At 68.2% G+C, this 17005-nt stretch carries 15 protein-coding genes, 2 tRNA genes and 2 rRNA genes; 12 read left to right on the forward strand and 7 right to left on the reverse strand.

Translation table 11 applies throughout. The features are described from left to right. The first annotated feature begins 26 nt into the window (after positions 1–26). The 4 genes from BARAN1_RS02075 to recO are packed head-to-tail and all read left to right on the forward strand — an operon-like array spanning position 27 to position 3365. Positions 27–893, forward strand: coding sequence for a hypothetical protein (locus BARAN1_RS02075; protein WP_122030675.1), 867 nt, complete (start codon positions 27–29; stop codon positions 891–893). Next, the gene (gene menC, locus BARAN1_RS02080; protein ID WP_420196455.1) at positions 890–1999 is read left to right on the forward strand and encodes an o-succinylbenzoate synthase; all 1110 of its coding nucleotides are present in this window, start codon (positions 890–892) and stop codon (positions 1997–1999) included. The genes BARAN1_RS02075 and menC overlap by 4 nt, the downstream gene beginning before the upstream one ends. A gap of 10 nt (positions 2000–2009) precedes the next feature. Continuing rightward, entirely contained in the window at positions 2010–2672 is a 663-nt protein-coding gene (deoC, locus tag BARAN1_RS02085) for a deoxyribose-phosphate aldolase (protein WP_122030676.1), read from the forward strand. A 3-nt stretch (positions 2673–2675) separates the two neighbouring features. Further along, positions 2676–3365, forward strand: coding sequence for a DNA repair protein RecO (gene recO, locus BARAN1_RS02090; protein WP_122030677.1), 690 nt, complete (start codon positions 2676–2678; stop codon positions 3363–3365). An 82-nt stretch (positions 3366–3447) separates the two neighbouring features. Here recO and BARAN1_RS02095 read toward each other — a convergent pair whose 3' ends face one another. Next, a complete protein-coding gene (locus BARAN1_RS02095) occupies positions 3448–3648 on the reverse strand; it encodes a cold-shock protein (RefSeq protein ID WP_122030678.1) in 201 nt (66 codons plus the stop codon). 194 nt (positions 3649–3842) lie between these two features. On the opposite strand from BARAN1_RS02095, the gene BARAN1_RS02100 reads away from it, so the two are divergent. Further along, positions 3843–4727 carry a sigma-70 family RNA polymerase sigma factor gene (locus tag BARAN1_RS02100; RefSeq protein WP_122030679.1) on the forward strand — a complete coding sequence of 295 codons (885 nt, stop codon included), beginning with the start codon at positions 3843–3845 and terminating at the stop codon, positions 4725–4727. Here the strand turns inward: BARAN1_RS02100 and ligA are convergent. From ligA to amrA, 4 genes are read right to left on the reverse strand one after another with little or no spacing between them, the layout of a single operon-like run. Next, complete coding sequence (ligA, locus tag BARAN1_RS02105; RefSeq protein ID WP_122031752.1) at positions 4724–6730, reverse strand: NAD-dependent DNA ligase LigA; 2007 nt, start codon at positions 6728–6730, stop codon at positions 4724–4726. The two genes, BARAN1_RS02100 and ligA, sit on opposite strands and share 4 nt — an antisense overlap. A 10-nt stretch (positions 6731–6740) precedes the next feature. After that, positions 6741–7676, reverse strand: coding sequence for a PhoH family protein (locus tag BARAN1_RS02110; protein ID WP_231944284.1), 936 nt, complete (start codon positions 7674–7676; stop codon positions 6741–6743). 22 nt (positions 7677–7698) lie between these two features. Then, a complete protein-coding gene (locus tag BARAN1_RS02115; RefSeq protein ID WP_157959386.1) occupies positions 7699–8967 on the reverse strand; it encodes a MiaB/RimO family radical SAM methylthiotransferase in 1269 nt (422 codons plus the stop codon). Then, entirely contained in the window at positions 8964–9473 is a 510-nt protein-coding gene (gene amrA, locus BARAN1_RS02120) for an AmmeMemoRadiSam system protein A (protein ID WP_122030682.1), read from the reverse strand. Before amrA ends, BARAN1_RS02115 begins: the two co-directional genes overlap by 4 nt. Positions 9474–9575: 102 nt before the next feature. Between amrA and BARAN1_RS02125 the strand changes: the two genes are divergently transcribed. The 7 genes from BARAN1_RS02125 (at position 9576) to recR (ending at position 16761) form a co-directional block, all read left to right on the forward strand. Then, on the forward strand, positions 9576–10724 hold the full coding sequence (locus BARAN1_RS02125; protein ID WP_162297733.1) for an LCP family protein: 1149 nt from the start codon (positions 9576–9578) through the stop codon (positions 10722–10724). Further along, positions 10711–11076: a ribosome silencing factor gene (gene rsfS / locus BARAN1_RS02130; RefSeq protein ID WP_122030684.1), complete on the forward strand. Its 366-nt coding sequence runs from the start codon at positions 10711–10713 to the stop codon at positions 11074–11076. Before BARAN1_RS02125 ends, rsfS begins: the two co-directional genes overlap by 14 nt. A gap of 93 nt (positions 11077–11169) precedes the next feature. Further along, positions 11170–14206, forward strand: a 23S ribosomal RNA gene (locus BARAN1_RS02135). 39 nt (positions 14207–14245) lie between these two features. Next, positions 14246–14363 (forward strand): 5S ribosomal RNA (gene rrf, locus BARAN1_RS02140). A 43-nt stretch (positions 14364–14406) separates the two neighbouring features. Beyond that, entirely contained in the window at positions 14407–15876 is a 1470-nt protein-coding gene (gene dnaX / locus BARAN1_RS06760; protein ID WP_122030685.1) for a DNA polymerase III subunit gamma/tau, read from the forward strand. Then, positions 15860–16180 carry a YbaB/EbfC family nucleoid-associated protein gene (locus BARAN1_RS02150; protein ID WP_122031753.1) on the forward strand — a complete coding sequence of 107 codons (321 nt, stop codon included), beginning with the start codon at positions 15860–15862 and terminating at the stop codon, positions 16178–16180. The genes dnaX and BARAN1_RS02150 overlap by 17 nt, the downstream gene beginning before the upstream one ends. Then, the gene (gene recR, locus BARAN1_RS02155; RefSeq protein WP_122030686.1) at positions 16177–16761 is read left to right on the forward strand and encodes a recombination mediator RecR; all 585 of its coding nucleotides are present in this window, start codon (positions 16177–16179) and stop codon (positions 16759–16761) included. The genes BARAN1_RS02150 and recR overlap by 4 nt, the downstream gene beginning before the upstream one ends. A 1-nt stretch (position 16762) precedes the next feature. Here the strand turns inward: recR and BARAN1_RS02160 are convergent. Beyond that, positions 16763–16838 (reverse strand) — tRNA-Arg (locus BARAN1_RS02160). Positions 16839–16911: 73 nt separating this feature from the next. Further along, positions 16912–16998, reverse strand: a tRNA-Ser gene (locus BARAN1_RS02165). Positions 16999–17005 lie beyond the last annotated feature (7 nt).

Genomic DNA, 17005 nt, shown 5'->3' on the forward strand with positions numbered 1-17005 from the left:
GAACGGCATGCTATACTTCCTCCCGCATGGAGCTCTGCGACGAGGTGGTGATCGAGCCGGTCCGGGATAGGGTGGGCTACCGCGCGTGCGAGCGGCTGCAGCAGGAGGTGTGGGGGTTTGCGGACGTGGCGGTGATCCCCGACCACCTCATCCACATGGTCACGAGCGCGGGCGGGCTCCTCCTCGGCGCGTTCGACGGGATCGGCCCGGGGCGGGAGATGATCGGGTTCACCCTGTCCGTGGTCGGCCTCCTCGCTGGGACGACCCTCCGCCACCACTCGCTGATGGCCGCGGTGCGGCCGGATTGGCAGGACCGGAGCATCGGCTACCGGCTCAAGTGCGCCCAGCGGGAGCGCGTGCTCGCCCAAGGGATCCGCATCATCACCTGGACGTTCGATCCGCTGGAATCCCGGAACGCCCACTTTAACCTCAACAAGCTGGGGGGGGTGGTCACCGAGTACCTGCCGAACTACTTCGGGGAGCTTCGCGACGTCCGCAACCGGGGGATCGACACGGATCGCCTTCTGTGCCAGTGGCACCTCGACTCGCCGCGGGCGAAGGGCCACCTCGCCGGGGAGAGGCCGCCCGCCCTTGCCTTGGGGGATCTGGAGACGATCAACCGCACCCAGCGTACGGCGACGGGGCTCCGTGCCCCGGCTGGGTTCCGCCCGGACCTCCGGGCCCCCAACCTTCTGTTCGAGATCCCGTCTGACCTCCAGACGGTGCGCCGAGCAGACCTCGATCTCGCCCGGACTTGGCGGCTTGAGGCGCGGCGGGCGCTCGGCGCGTACCTCGATGAGGGCTACCTCGTGACCTCGCTGTTCCGCCAGGGGGATCGGAGCTTCCTCGTCCTGGAGAAGGCCTCCCTCGCCCAAGTCCTGGAGCGGCCGTGATCCGGATCGAGCGTGCGACCCTCTCCCTCGTGGAGCTGCCCCTCGTCGCCCCGTTCGTGACGAGTTTTGGGGAAGAGAGGATGCGAACCGCGCTCCTCCTCTCCCTTGCTGCCGACGGGCTCACGGGGTGGGGGGAGTGTGTGGCCGATCGTGGGCCGTGGTACTCCGCGGAGACGACGGATACGGCCCGCCACGTGATCCTCGACTTCGCCCTCCCCTTCCTCGCGGGGAAGGGCATCTCCCATCCCACGGATGTCCCCCGGCTCCTCGCCCCGATCCGCGGGCACCCGATGGCCAAGGCCACCGTGGAGGCCGCCTTGTGGGATCTCCACGCCCAGCGGGAGGGGAAGCCCCTCGCCGCGGTCCTCGGGGGAACACAGGACAGGGTCCCCTCCGGGGTGAGCGTGGGGATCCAGCCCGACATTGCGACGCTCATCTCCCGCGTCGCGGCGTACGTTGCGGCGGGGTACCAGCGGGTGAAGCTCAAGGTGAAGCCGGGGTGGGACCTTGAACCCGTGGCCGCGGTGCGGGAGCAGTTTCCCGATCTCCCCCTGTCCGTGGACGCCAACGCCGCGTACACGCTCGATAGGGCCCCTCACCTCGCGGAGCTCGATCGGTTCGGGCTCCTCATGGTCGAGCAGCCCCTGGCCTATGACGACCTCGTCGGCCATGCCCGGCTCGCGGGGACCCTGCGCACCCCGCTCTGCCTCGACGAGTCCATCTCCTCCCCTCACCGGGCATGGGAGGCGCTCGAGCTCGGAGCGTGCCGGATCATCAACGTCAAACAGGGTCGGATCGGGGGCCTGTCTGCGGTCCTCGCCGTGCACGACCTCGCTCGGGCGAGGGGGGTCCCCTTGTGGTGTGGGGGGATGCTCGAAACGGGGATCGGCCGCGCCGTCAACGTCGCCCTGGCTTCCCTCCCGGGGTTCACGCTCCCCCACGACATCTCGGCCACGGACCGCTACTACGAGGAGGACATCGCGCTCCCCCCGTTCCGCCTGGAGGAGGGGTGGGTCCGCGTCCCCCAGCGGCCAGGCTTGGGGGTGGAGGTGGACTTGGCGCGGCTTCACCGGTTCACAGAAGCAGCGTGGGCGTGGCGCCCGTGAGGAGGGATGGATGACGAAAGCGGAACTGGCGAAGATGATTGACCACACGGTGCTCGGGCCGGAGACGGGACGCGCCGCGGTGAGGCAGGCGTGTGCGGAAGCGGCTCAGCACGGGTTCTACGCGGTGTGCATCCCGCCCGGGCATGCGGCGTGGGCGAAGTCCCTCCTCCGGGATACGGAGGTGCGCCTGTGCACGGTCGTCGGGTTCCCCCATGGCCAGCACAAGCCGGAGGTCAAGGCGTGCGAGGCGCGGGCCGCGGTGGACGATGGCGCGGACGAGGTGGACATGGTGGTGGACGTGGCCGCGCTCAAGGAGGGGGATCGGTCCCGCGCCCTCGCCGACATCCGCGCGGTGCGGGAGGCAGCGCCTCGGCCGATCGTCCTCAAGGTGATCCTGGAGTGCTGCCTCCTCTCCGCTGAGCAGAAGGTGGTCGGGGCGAAGCTCGCCCAGGAAGCAGGGGCGGACTTCGTCAAGACCTCGACGGGGTTCAGCACCGGGGGGGCGACGGTCGAGGACGTGGCCCTCCTCCGCCGCACGGTGGGGACGGCGCTCGGGGTTAAGGCCGCGGGCGGGATCCGCGACTACGAGACGGCCCTCCGCATGATCCAGGCCGGGGCGAACCGCATCGGGGCCTCGAAGGGCGTTCAGATCCTCGCCGGGGCGCCCGAGTAGGCTATGGCCGAGCTCTCCCGGGATCGGGGGATCGTCCTCCGCACCCAGGACCACGCTGAGACGGACCGGATTGCGGTCCTCCTCACCCCCCGCGGCCGGCTGGACGTCCTGGCGAAGGGGGCGCGGCGCCTGGAGGGACCGGTGGGGGCGGTGCTCGATCCGTTGCACGTCGTGGACGTGATCCACTACCGCCGCCGCGGCCTCCACCTCCTCAAGGAGGCGAGCCTCGTGCGCACCTTCCCCCATGTCCGGGGCGACCTCGAACGGGCCACGGCTGCCCTGAAAGCCCTGGCGTGGGTGGTGGACCTCGTGCCCGCCGACGCGCCCGATGATCGCCCCTACGCCCTGACGTTGGAGGCCCTCGCTGGCCTCGACGAGGGCCTCCCTCCCCCCGTGTTCACCGTGGCCTATCTCCTGCGGCTCCTTGGCGCCGGCGGGCATGCCCCCCATCTCCGCGGTTGCGTCCGGTGCGGGGCCCTCGTTGGCCTGACGTGGTCCCCCGAAAGGGGCGGGCTCCTCTGTGTGCGCTGTGGGGGCCGGGGGGAGCCCGTCCCGCCCCGCCTGTGGCGGTCCCTCGATGCCCTGGCCCGCCTCCCCGTGCCGGCCCTCGCCCGGCTGAAGCTCGCCGAGGAGGACCTCGCTGCCGGGATCCGGCTCCTCGACGAGTTCCGTGTGGCCCAGCTCAGCCGGTAGCGTCCTCGCCCAGCGGACGGAGCTCCCCCAAAAGGAAAGGGCCCTGGTTCTCCAGGGCCCTCTTCATCGGCACAGCTTGGGTCTAGCGCGGTGTCACGTTCTTGGCTTGCGGCCCCTTTGGGCCCTGCTCGACGTCTAACTCCACGACTTGGCCCTCGCGCAGGCTCTTGAACCCAGGCATGGTGATCGCCGAGAAATGCACGAACACATCTGGGCCTCCATCCTGCTCGATGAAGCCATACCCCTTCGCGTCGTCGAACCACTTCACTTTACCCGTGGCCATTCGGTTGTTCCCCCCTTTTCTTGTGTCTCGACCGTCTACATGAGCCCCTCTTCGCTGCATAGGGAAACCCCGAGCAGCCACTGCGGTGCTGCATTTCGTACGGTCCTACGGTCGCAAGTATAGCCGGGAAGGGGAGGAAAGCAACTCCCTTGGACGACCGGTTGCCCCCCGGTACACTCCGCTTGGGACGAACCATGGACACGGCTGAGCAGGAATTCATCGAGGAAGCCCAACGCCAGGATGAGGCAGATGCCCTGTCCATCTACCTCGCCGAGGTGGCACGCCTCCCGCTCCTTGAGGAGAATGAGGAGCGGGACCTCGCCATGCGGATGCGCAACGGCGATCACGGGGCACGGGAGCGCCTCATCGTGTCCCACCTGCGCCTCGTCGTGTCCATGGCCCGGGAGTACGGTGAGGTTGGGCTGGACCTCATTGACCTGATCCAGGAGGGGAACCTCGGCCTCATCGAGGCGGTGGATCGGTTCGATCCCGAGCGGGGAGTTCGCCTCTCCACCTACGCCCGGTGGTGGATCCGCCAGGCGATGGGGGCAGCGATCGAGCGCCAGGCTCAGATGATCCGGATCCCCGTCCACCTGTTCCGGGCGATCGTCCGGTTCCATCGCCTACGGGCGAGCTTCGGTGGCAGCGAGGTCCAGGAGTGGGGCGACCTCCTCCTCGCCCCGGGGATGACCCTCGATCGCGTGCAGCAAGTGGAACGGACCGTGGCGGATGTCATCTCCCTCGACAGCCCGCTCGCAGATGACGAGGGCCTGGAGACGCTCGACGAGCTCGTCGCGGATGAAACGCTGCCCGGTCCGGAGAAGGCTGCGCTGCAGGCCCTGTTCCACGACGAGCTCATCGCGGTCGTGAACCGGCTCCCGGCCCGCGACGCCCAGATCCTGCGCTGGCGGTATGGCCTGGAGGGAGGAGAGCCCTGGACCCTGGCCGAGGTCGGGGAAGCCCTCGGCGTGTCCCGCGAGCGGGCCCGCCAGCTTGAGGAACGGGCCCTGAAAAGGCTGAAGGAAGCGTGGGGGGAGAAGGCCCTCCAGTTCTACCGCCAGCTCATCGCCACCGCCTAGTAGCCGATGAGGCGGCGGAACTCCGCTTCGGTGAGCACGGGGATCCCCAGTTCGCGCGCCCGGTCGAGCTTGCTCCCCGGGTTCTCCCCGGCGACGACGTAGTCCACCTGACGTGACACGGTGGAGGCGACCCGACCTCCGCGGGAGGCCACGAGGCGCTGGGCCTCGTCACGGGTCAGCCCCCCGAGGGTCCCCGTGAACACGAAGACCTTGCCCGAGAGGGGGCCTGCCTGCGGCTCCCCGGCGCGGGGATCCACCCCGACCGCTGCCAGTTCCGCGATCAGCCGCTGGTTCTCCTCGTTTCGGAAGAAGGAAACGATGCTCTGTGCGATCTGGGGGCCCACACCGCGGAGCGCCGTCAGCTCCTCCACTGTGGCGTGGGAGAGGGCCTCCAGCGAGGGGAACCGCTCCGCGAGGAACTCCGCGACCCGCTCCCCCACATGGCGGATCCCGAGGGCAAAGATGAGCCGGGCGAGCGACATCCCCTTCGAGCGCTCGATCTCACCGAGCAGGTTCTGAGCTGACTTCTCCCCCATCCGCTCCACGGCCAGGAGGTCCTCGCGGCGCAGTCGGTACAGGTCGGAGATGCGCGCGACGAGCCCTGTCTCGACGAGCCGGTCCACGAGCTTCTCCCCCAACCCCTGGATGTCCGCTGCCCGGCGGGAGGCGTAGTGGAGGATCGCCTCCTTGATCCGCGCGGGGCAGGACAGGTTCTCGCAGCGGTGGGTTGCCTCGCCCGCCGGTCGCACCACTGGGCCCCCACACGCCGGACAGAGCTCGGGCATCTGGAACTCCCGTTCCTCTCCCGTCCGGCGTTCGGGAAGGGCGCGGACGATCTCCGGGATCACTTCCCCCGCCCGCCGCACGATCACCCAGTCCCCGACCCGCACGTCCTTCCGGCGCACCTCGTCCTCGTTGTGGAGGGTGGCCCGTGACACGGTGACCCCGGACACCTCGACCGGATCGAGGTGGGCCACGGGGGTCAGGGCCCCGGTCCGCCCCACCTGGACCACGATCTCCCGCACCCGGGTCAGGGCCTCCTCAGCGGGGAACTTGTACGCGATCGCCCATCGCGGGGCGCGGGCGATCTCCCCCAGCCTCTCCCGCTGGGAGAAGTCGTTCACCTTGACCACCATCCCATCCGTGGCGTACGGGACCTCGTCCCTCGCGGCGAGGAGCTCGCGGTAGTAGGCCCGGACCTCGGGGAGATCCCGGCCCAGCTTCCACCGTGGGTTCACGGGGAGGCCGAGGGAGGGGAAGGTGGTCAGGAGCTGGGCCTGGGAGCGGATCTCGATCCCCTCCACCCGTCCCACGTGGTAGCAGAAGAGCTTGAGGGGGCGGCGGGCGGTGATCGCGGGGTCGAGCTGGCGGAGGCTCCCCGCCGCGGCGTTGCGGGGGTTGGCGAACTCCGGCTCCCCGCGACGGGCCCGTTCCTCATTCAGCCGGAGGAACGCCGCCTTTTCCATGTACACCTCGCCCCGCACCTCGAGGAGGCGGGGCACGCTCCCGTTCACCGGGAACAGCCGCAGCGGGAGCTGGCGGATCGTCCGCAGGTTGGCCGTCACATCCTCGCCCACCCGACCATCGCCCCGCGTGGAGCCGACGACGAACACCCCGTCCTCGTACACGAGCTCCACCGATAGGCCATCGAGCTTCGGCTCGCACACGTACTCCACCTGCTCCTCCCCGAGGAGCCGCCGCACCCGGTCGTGCCATTCCGCAAGCTCCTCATCGCGGAAGCAGTTCTGGAGGGAGAGCATGGGGAGGGCGTGGGGGACGGGGCGGAACTCGGCCGCGGGCGGTGCGCCGGCCCGCTGGGTCGGCGAGTCCGGCGTCACGAGCTCGGGGTAGCGGGCCTCGAGGTCCACGAGCTCGCGGAACATCCGGTCGTACTCAGCATCGGTGATCTCGGGACGGTCCAGGACATGGTACAGGTAGTCGTGGCGCCGGATCTCGGCGCGCAACGCCTCCACCCGCGCTCGGACCTCCGTTGGGACGGCCATCCCCGCTCCTCTAGGCGCGGTCTCCGTCCGCCCCCGGCTCCCTCTCACTCCGCTCGTAGGCCTCGATGATCGCCTTCACCAAGGGATGGCGGACCACGTCCCGGCGGTCGAGGTGGACAATCGCGATCCCCGGGACCCCGGCGAGGATCTGCCCCACCTCGGCGAGGCCCGATGGCCGGCCCTCGAGGTCGACCTGGGTGATGTCCCCGGTCACGACGGCCTTCGACCCGAACCCAAGCCGGGTGAGGAACATCTTCATCTGGGTGTGGGTCGTGTTCTGGGCCTCGTCGAGGATTACGAACGCATGGTTGAGGGTCCGCCCGCGCATGAACGCAAGCGGCGCGATCTCGACCCGCCCGTTCTGGATGTGCTTGTCAAGCTCCACGGCTGGGATCATGTCGTAGATCGCGTCGTACAGGGGCCGCAGGTACGGGTTGACCTTCTGGAAGATGTCGCCGGGCAGGAACCCCAGCTGTTCCCCCGCCTCCACCGCCGGTCGGGTGAGGATGATCCGCTTCACCTGGCCCCGCTTCAGGTACCCGAGCGCCATCGCCACGGCGAGGTACGTTTTCCCCGTCCCCGCGGGGCCGATCGCGAACACGGCGTCGTTATCCCGGATCGCCTGCACGTACTGGCGCTGGCCCGCGGTCTTGGGGCGGATCGCCTCCCCCCAATGGGTGACCTGGACGATATCGGTGAGGAGACCGGCGAGATCCTCCCCGTCCTTGACCTGGGAGATGAGGTACCGCACCTCGTCCGGGGTCGGTTGGTGATTGCCCCGCACCACCTCGACCAGTTTGCCGAGGAGCCGCTCCAGCTGCCTGACGTCCTTCTCCTCCCCCTCGAGCTCGATCCGGTCCCCGCGCGTTGCGATGTGGACACCGGTAAACGCCTCGCCGAGGAGCCGCAGGTTGCGGTTGTACTGGCCGAGGACCCCTACCGCCACATCGTGGCTCCCGAACTCAATTTCAGCTACTCTGCGTCCGATCCGCCCTCACCCCCACAAGGTGTCCGGTGGCCCGCGCCACAAGGCGGGCCGGGACGATTGTACCGCGTGGTGCCGCGCATCCACGCACCTCCACCACAAGGTAGTTCTCGCTCCGGCCTCGGACAGCATCCCCTGCTACCTCCTCCGCCGCCACCTCGACCTCGGCCCCGAGGAACCGTTCCTGGGAAGCACGGGACCACCCGTCGGCGAGGGAGGCGAGCCGGGCCGCCCGGCGGGCAGCTACGGCGGCGGGGACCTGCGGCGCGAACCGCGCCGCCGCCGTCCCTGGCCGGGGGGAGTAGCGGAAGATGTGCACGTTGAGGGGCGAGAGAGAATCGAGGACCTCCACCGTGTGCGCGAACGCCCCCTCGTCCTCCCCCGGGAACCCTACCATCGCGTCCGCCCCGAGGGTGGCCTGAGGCACCGTGCGCCGGAACGCCTCGGCCCGCGCGACGTACTCCGCCGCAGTGTAGGGGCGCCTCATCCGCTCCAGGACCGCATCGTCGCCGGACTGGAGGGGGAGGTGGAGGTAGGGGCAGAGGCGGGTCTCGCCCGCGAACAGGGCGATGAGTTCGTCCGTGACCCCGTCCGGGTTGACGGACGAGAGCCGATAGCGGACGCCGGGCACGGCGAGGAGGGAGGTGAGGAGGTCGGTGAGCGTGGGGCGGGAGGGGAGGTCCTCCCCGTACTGGGCGAGGTTGATCCCCACGACCACGATCTCCGGATGTCCGGCTCGGGCGAGGGACTCCGCCTCGGCGCGGGCCGCTTTGGGCGTCTTGCTCCGCAGCGGCCCCCGCACCTGCCACGTCCGGCAGAAGGTGCAGCCCACCGTGCAGCCGTCCTGGACCTTGAGCAGGGCCCGGACCCTCGCCTCCCGGCCCGTGATCCTCTCCCCGTCGAGGTCTCCCCACTTCCCCTCGCCTGGCGGCCCACCCACTAGGAAGCGCCGGATTGCGTCCACGATCCGTTCCTTGTCGCGGTTCCCCACGAGGAGATCCGCCCCCGCCCGCGTCAACCCCGGCCCGGCTCCGTCCGCCCCGCACCCCACGGCCACGATGAGGGCCGCGGGGTGGTCGCGCCGGAGGCGGGCGATGAGCTGGCGGGACTTCCGGTCGGCGAGGGTGGTCACGGTACAGGTGTTCACCACGTGGACCTCCCCCGGGGCCTCCCCCTCCGCGAGCTTCTCCGCGAGGAGGTGGGACTCGTACTGGTTGACCCGGCACCCCACGGTGTGAACGATGGCCCTCATTCCGTGTGCCGCTCTACGGTGAACCGCCACAGCCGACATGGCTCGTCGGCGGAGATCCCAGCCTTCATCTTCGCGATCCGGAGCTGCTCCTCCACCGTGTCCACGCCGGGGAGGTCGGGGAGGAGGAGCCCCCGCCGCCATCCCGCCTCGACGATCACCCCGTACCGGCGGGGATCGAGGTCGGCCGCGCGGCACGGCTCGGGCGGGGAGAGCACATCCACCGAGAGGGAGACCTCAGGGAGCTCGTCCGGGGTGAGGGGAGGGAACCGTGGGTCCTCCGTCGCCGCACGGATCGCGTTCGCGATGATCTCCTCGGCCAGGTTCTCCTCGGTCGGCTGGTAGGTGCCGATGCAGCCCCGCAGCGCCCCTCCTTTCTTGATGGACACGAACGCTCCCCGGCGGCGGGAGGCGAGCTCCGGCGGCAGGCCAGGAGGAGGGGAGATCCGCCGCCTTTCCCTCACGTACGCCGCAATGCTCGACCGGGCCAAAGCCACGTAGGGATCCATCGGACTCACGCCCCGCGAGCGTATCCGATCGGGGGGCGGCGTCAACCGCGGCGTTTGACGAACTGCCCACTCCCTGGCTAACCTCTCCCCGACATGCGGCGTGTGGCGATCGCTATCGGGCTTGTCCTGACCGGGGTGGCGGTGACCCTGTTCATCCTGTTCTCCCAGACCGAGGTCACGCGGACCCTCCGTCAGGGGTCGCCCGTGTACGTGCTGGTGGTGGGGGTGGACGAAGGAGGCCCGAGCACGGCGCACGTGCACTCCGTGGCCGTGGCCGTTGTTCAACCAGGGGGCAGGGCGAGTTGGATCAGCGTGCCGCGGACCCTCACCTGGCCCACCGCAGCCGGCTGGACCTCACTCTATGCCCTGTATCCCTCCGAGGGCATCGCCGGCATGGCCCGCCGCCTGAGCGCGCTCCTCGAGGTCCCCCTCCCCTATTGGGTGGTGATGGACTTCACCGGGCTTCGCACGATGGTGGACCTGGTCGGGGGGGTGGAGGTGATGGTGGAGACCCGGCTCGTCTACCAGGACCGCTCCCAGAACCTGTTCATCGACATTCCCCCCGGACGACAAACGCTCGACGGGGCGAAGGCGCTCGACTTCGTGCGGTACGAGGACGGCGACGAGCTCGGCCGGCTGGCGCGGCAGCACCAGCTCCTGCGCGCACTGGGGGAGGAGGCACGGGCCATCCCCTCCGCCGCGTGGCGGACCACCGTCGAGGCCATCTACGACGCGGCGCGCACGAACCTCACCCTGTGGGAGGCCCTGGACCTGGCGCGGGCGCTTGGTGACGTCCCCCCGGAGCGGGCAACGTTCGCCATCGTCCCCACCCTCCCCCGGGCTGGAGCGAGTAGTGACCAGATCCCAGATCTGGTGCGGCTGCGCCGGCTCACCCAGTCCCTCGTCCGCGGGCCGACCTTCCTCACCCGCGACGAGATCCGCGTCCTCGTTCTCAACGGGACGGGCCAGAAGCTCCTCGCCACGCGGACCGGGGCCTGGCTCGCTGACCGGGGATTCCAGGTGACGGGGACGTCCGATGCTGACCGGTCCAACTACCCCTGCACCTACCTTGTGGTGCGGGAGGAGGACCGCGCTAAAGGGAAGGCCCTCCTCGAGGCCCTCCCCCCTGGAGTGCAAGGAGGGGTGCAGATCAAGACCGACCGTGAGTTCGACCTGGCACGGGTGGGCGGGTGGCCGCAATATACGGACGTGATCCTGATCTTGGGAGCGGGGTTCGATGTCCAATCCTGAGCGCGACCTCCTTGATCGGGCCGCGGCCCTCATCGTTGCCAAGAAAGGAGCCCGACTGACGGTGGTGGATGTGGGTGGATCCTCGATCCCCACCTCGTACTTCCTCATCGCCAGCGGCGAGAACCCGCTCCACGTAAAGGCCCTCTGTAACGAGCTCCTTTCGAAGCTGCCGCTTGCCCCCCGGCACACCGAGGGGGTGCAGGAGGGCCGGTGGGCGCTTCTTGACTACGGCGACTTCATCGTGCATGTCTTCCACGACGAGGTGCGGGCCTTCTACGACATCGAGGGCCTGTGGCCGGAACGACAGGTCGTCCCCTGGCCTGGCTTGCGCGCCTCCCCTCCCTCGGTATAATCCCGGTGGTCGTCACCCCTGGATATCCCCCAGGGGGGACGGTGTGCTTGTGGATGATAATCTGGTCCTTGAAAAGTGAATAGAGCGTCTGCTACGTAAGTATAGTAAGGGCGGACGGGGGATCCCTTGGCAGTCGAGGGCGATGAAGGGCGCGGCCAGCTGCGATAAGCCCCGGGGAGCCGCTGAGCAGGCTATGATCCGAGGATGCCCGAATGGGGAAACCCACTGGACCGTTGAGGCCCAGTATCCAGAGCCGAAACACCCAAGTAGGCTCTGGAGGCAAACCCCGTGAAGTGAAACATCTCAGTAGCGGGAGGAAAAGAAATCAACCGAGATTCCCCTAGTAGCGGCGAGCGAACGGGGAACAGCCCAAACCACGTGGGTGTAAGGCCACAGCCGTTGCCCAGGTGGGGTTGAGGGATGATCATGGAGGCCCCTGTGGGGGCCTCGGGGAGTCACCAAAGCTTTCTCTAGCCGAACAGCCAGCAAAGCCACTGGAAAGGGCGACCGGAGAGGGCGACAGTCCCGTAGGCGAAAGGGGGAGCTCTTCCTGGTGATCATCCCGAGTAGTGTCGGACACGTGAAATCCGGCGCGAAGCTGGGGGGACCACCCTCCAAGGCTAAATACCAACGACTGACCGATAGTGCACCAGTACCGCGAGGGAAAGGTGAAAAGGACCCCGGGAGGGGAGTGAAATAGAACGTGAAACCGTCCGCCTACAGTGCAGTGGGAGCCTGGGCCCGGTTCCGCAAGGGGCCAGGGACGGGTGACCGCGTGCCTTTTGCAGTATGAGCCGGCGAGTTGCGCTTCGTGGCGAGGTTAAGCCCCTCTGGGGCGGAGCCGTAGCGAAAGCGAGTCCGAATAGGGCGTTCAGTCACGGGGCGCAGACCCGAAGCCAGGTGATCTACCCATGAGCAGGATGAAGTGCGCTTGACCGCGCACGGAGGTCCGAACCCGTAGGTCGTGCAACGCCTTGGGATGACTTGTGGGTAGGGGTGAAAAGCCAATCGCACTTGGTGATATCTGGTTCTCCCCGAAATGGCTCTAGGGTCAGCCTCACGCTCGAGGCGGCCGGGGGTAGAGTACTGGCTGGGGAAGGGGGGCAACCTCCGACCTCATTCAAACTCCGAATACCGGTTTGCCGCTCCGTGGGAGTGAGACGGCGGGGGATAACCTCCGTTGTCGAGAGCGAAACAACGCAGACCACCAGCTAAGGCCCCCAAATCCAGGCTAAGTGAGCAAGGCGGTGTGACCGCCTAAACAGCTGGGAGGTTGGCTTAGAAGCAGCCATCCTTTAAAGAGTGCGTAATAGCTCACCAGTCTAGCGACCGCGCGCCGAAGATGTAGCGGGACTAAGCCTGGTGCCGAAGCTGTGGGTGGGGTCCGCAAGGGCCCCGCGGTAGGGGAGCATTCCGCTGTAGGTCGAAGCTGGGCCGCGAGACCTGGTGGACGACGCGGAAGAGAGAATGCCGGCTTGAGTAGCGAGAGATGGGTGAGAATCCCATCCACCGAATGCCCAAGGTTTCCTGGGGAAGGCTTATCCACCCAGGGTTAGGCGGGCCTTAGCCAAAGCTGAAAAGCGTAGGTGATGGACAGCCGGTCAACATTCCGGCCCCTCCGGATCAGCGTTACGAGCGAAGGGGGGACGCCGCAGGAGGACCTCCGCAGGTTCACGGTTACACCTGTCCAAGCGCCAAGCCAGGGGAGGCAGGCAAATCCACCTCCCCGAGACCGTCCTGTCTCGCCTCCGGGCGAGGCGGGACGAACAGGCGAGGCGTGATGGCGAGCCCCGTAAGGGGCGAAGGGAGGGCCCTTCAGCGGCCGAGAAAAGCCTCTAGCCAGCTGATCTGGAGTCCGTACCGCAAACCGACACTGGTAGGCGAGGAGAGTATCCACAGGTGGGCGAGCTAACCCTTGTCAAGGAACTCGGCAAAATCGCCCCGTAACTTCGGGACAAGGGGCGCCTCCTGGGTTGCCGGAAGGTGGCCTGGGGGGCCGCAGAGAAACGGCTCAAGCGACTGTTTACCAAAAACACAGGTCCCTGCTAACCCGAAAGGGGATGTATAGGGGCTGAAACCTGGCCACTGCCGGTAGGTCAAGGAGAGGGGTGCAAGCCCTGAACTGAAGCCCCGGTGAAGGCCGGCCGTAACTATAACGGTCCTAAGGTAGCGAAATTCCTTGTCGGGTAAGTTCCGACGCGCATGAAAGGTACAACGACTTGAGCGCTGTCTTGACGAGGGGCTCGGTGAACTCGAAGCACGGGTGAAGATTCCCGTGACCCGCGGTGGGACAGGAAGACCCCGTGGAGCTTTACTGTAGCTTGGCGTTGGGTCTCGGCATCTGCTGTAGAGGATAGGTGGGAGGCTGTGAAGCCTGGGCGCTAGCTCAGGTGGAGCCACCCTTGGAATACCACCCTGCAGCTGTTGAGGCCCTAACCGCAGGCCGTTAGCAGCGGCCGCGGGACCGCGTTAGGCGGGCAGTTTTGCTGGGGCGGCAGCCTCCTAAAGAGTAACGGAGGCGCACAAAGGTCCCCTCAGGCTGGTTAGCGATCAGCCGGTGAGTGCAAGGGCAGAAGGGGGCTTGACTGCGAGGCCTACAAGCCGAGCAGAGGCGAAAGCCGGTCCTAGTGACCCGCTGGCTTCCTCGTGGGAGGGCCAGCGATCATCGGACAAAAGTTACCCCGGGGATAACAGGCTAGTACCGCCCGAGAGTTCACATCGACGGCGGTGTTCGGCACCTCGATGTCGGCTCACCCCATCCTGGGGCTGTATCAGGTCCCAAGGGTCGGTCTGTTCGCCCGTTAAAGGGGTTCATGAGCTGGGTTCAAACCGTCGTGAGACAGGTTGGTCCCTATCTACCGTGGGCGTAGGAGGCTTGAGGGGGTCCGCTCTCAGTACGAGAGGACCGGAGCGGCTGGGCCGCTGGCGAACCAGTTGCCCCACCCGGGGCATGGCTGGGTAACTAAGCCCGGACCGGATAAGAGCTGAAGGCATCTAAGCTCGAAGCTGACCCCAAGATGAGGCCTCCCCATGTAAGGGCCCTTCGAGACTAGGAGGTTGATAGGCCGCAGGTGGAAGCCCGGCAACGGGTGGAGCCGAGCGGTACTAATCGCCCGATCGTCTTACGTAGCGGACGCTCTATTCACTTCTCAAGGCCGGTTTGGAGATTCCAGGCGGCAGATGGCGGAGGGGAAACACCCGGTCCCATCCCGAACCCGGCAGTTAAGCCCTCCAGCGCCGATGGTACTGGGCTGGTAACGGCCCGGGAGAGTAGGTCGCCGCCTGGATCTTTTTTTTCGCCTCCCCATCCGCTATCCTCGCAGGGTGCCCATGACCAAGCCCACGGACCACCTCTCCCTGTACCGCCGGTTCCGCCCGCAGCGGTTTGGGGAGGTCGTGGGCCAGGACCTCATCGTGGCCACCCTCCGTCGCGCCGTGGCGGGAGGGAGACTCGGTCACGCCTACCTCCTCTCCGGCCAGCGCGGGGTCGGGAAGACATCGGTGGCGCGGATCCTCGCCCGAGCCGCGAACTGCCTTTCCCCCGAGGATGGGGAGCCCTGCAACCGCTGCGAGTCGTGCCAGCGCATCCTCCAGGGCCTGGCCCTCGACGTGGTGGAGATCGATGGGGCCTCGAACCGCGGCGTGGATCAGATCCGCCGGCTGCGGGAGGAAGTGGCCTATGTGCCCGCGGGGAGCCGATACAAGGTATACATCATCGACGAGGTGCACATGCTGACCGGGGAAGCATTCAACGCCCTCCTCAAGACCCTCGAGGAACCTCCTCCCCATGTCCTGTTCATCTTCGCCACCACTGAGCCCCACAAGGTCCCCGCCACGGTGATCTCGCGCTGCCAGGCGTTCGAGTTCCAGCCGATAGCCGAGGACGCGATCGCCCAAGTGTTGGTGACGGTGGCGCAAAGGGAGGGGATCGCCCTCGCTCCCACGGCGGCCGAGCTCATCGCCCGACGCAGCCGGGGGGCGCTGCGGGATGCCCTCGTCGTTCTCGACCAGCTCGGCCACGCCGGTGAGGTGACGGAGGAGGCGGTGGTGGACCTCCTCGGGCTCCCTCCCCTCTCGCTGGTGGACGGGTTCCTCGAGGCCCTGGTCGGGCGTGATGCGGACCAAGCGCTCGCGATCGTGGCCGACCTCTCGACCCGGGGGCGGGACCTCGCCCTGTTCCTCGAGGAGGCGGCGAGCCGGGCCCGGGACCGGATCATCGCCGGTGAGGCCGCGCTCATCCCCCTCGCCCAGCGCCTGATCGAGCTCCGGGGGGAGCTGGGCCGGGCGTTCTCCCGCCGCCTCCACCTGGAGGTGGCGATCGTCGGCCTGTGCGGTCCGCCGCGAGCGGGGGCGGGAGAGCCCCGTTCGCCAGGACCCGTCCGCGAAGCGGAGCCCCCCCCGTCCGCCCCCCCTCCTTCCGAGCGGGACAGGGAACCCCGGGAGGCGCTGCAGGAGGCGATGCCCCCTCGGCCGGAGACATGGGAGGCGATGCTCCAGGCCGTCCTCGACGAGCGGGTGGCGGTGGCGGCGTTCCTCGCCCCCGCCGAGGTGATGTGGGCCGATGGCCTCCTTACGGTCCGTCTCCCCCCCGATTGCGGATACCATTATGAGTCGCTCCTCGAGCCCGCGGTTCGCGACTACGTGGAGGCCACGGCGCACAAGTTCTTCGCCCCGCTCCTCGCCGTGCAGTTCGTGTGGGCCGGGGCCCATCCTAAGCCTTCGCTCGAGGAAGGGGCGCGGATCCTCGCCAAGGCAGTGGAAGGAAGGATCCTCGGGGAGGGTGATGATGGGAGCAAGTGATCTGCGGAACCTGATGAAGGAAGCGCAGCGGTTGCAGGCCGAGGTCGCGGAGAACCAGAAGAAGCTCGCCGCGGCGGAGGTCGAGGCGACCGCGGGCGGTGGCGTGGTCAAGGCCGTGGTCACCGGACATGGGGACCTCCTGAGGGTCGAGATCTCCCCCGAGGTAGCGCGCCCCGAGGACGTGGACCTCCTGGCTGACCTCATCGTCGCGGCGGTGCGCGAGGCCCAGGCGAAAGCGAAGGAACTGGCCCACCAGACGATGGCCCCCCTGGCGCGGCTCCTCCCCCCCGGGTTCGGTCCATGAGCGAGCCCCTCGAGGAGCTCCTCGGGGCCCTGTCCCGCCTCCCGGGGATCGGCCGCCGCTCGGCGGAGAGGATCGCGTTCTTCCTCCTCGCCAAGCCGGGGGAGGGGAAGCGGCTTGCGGAGGCCCTCGCCGGGCTCGATCGGATCGGGCGCTGCCCCCAGTGTGGGAACTTCGCGAGCGACGGCCTCTGCTCGATCTGCCGGGATCCGAAGCGCGACGGGGCCACGCTCTGCGTCGTCGCCCGCCCATGGGAGATCCCCCACCTCGAGCGCACCGGGGAGTACCGTGGCCGGTACCACGTGCTGGGCGGGCTCGTTTCTCCCAGCCAGGACATCGGCCCCGAGGACCTCGCCGTGGCGGGCCTCGTGGAGCGGGTGAAGGCAGAGGGCGTGCGGGAGGTGATCCTCGCCCTTGAGCCCAAGCTGGAAGGCGACCTCACCGCGATGCATCTCCTGCGGGTCCTCAAGCCGCTGGGGATCGCGGTGTCGCAGCTTGCCCACGGGATCCCAGTGGGGCGGGATCTCGAATCGGCCGACGAGCTCACCCTCGGCCGTGCCCTCAAGGGCCGCACCCCTCTCTAGCTGGTACGCCCGGCAGGATTTGAACCTGCGTCCTCTGCCTCCGCAGGGCAGCGCTCTATCCCCTGAGCTACGGGCGCACAAGATCGGTGATCAGTGTACAGCGCAGCAGTTCTCGGTTCACACCCATCGAAGGACCGGCGGCTGCGCCTCTGGCGGAGGGACGGGGATTCGAACCCCGAAGGCCTTTCAGCCGTACCGGTTTTCGAGACCGGCTCCTTGCCGTTCGGACATCCCTCCGCTCCCG

This window comes from Candidatus Bipolaricaulis anaerobius (assembly GCF_900465355.1).
Classification (GTDB): Bacteria; Bipolaricaulota; Bipolaricaulia; order Bipolaricaulales; family Bipolaricaulaceae; genus Bipolaricaulis; species Bipolaricaulis anaerobius.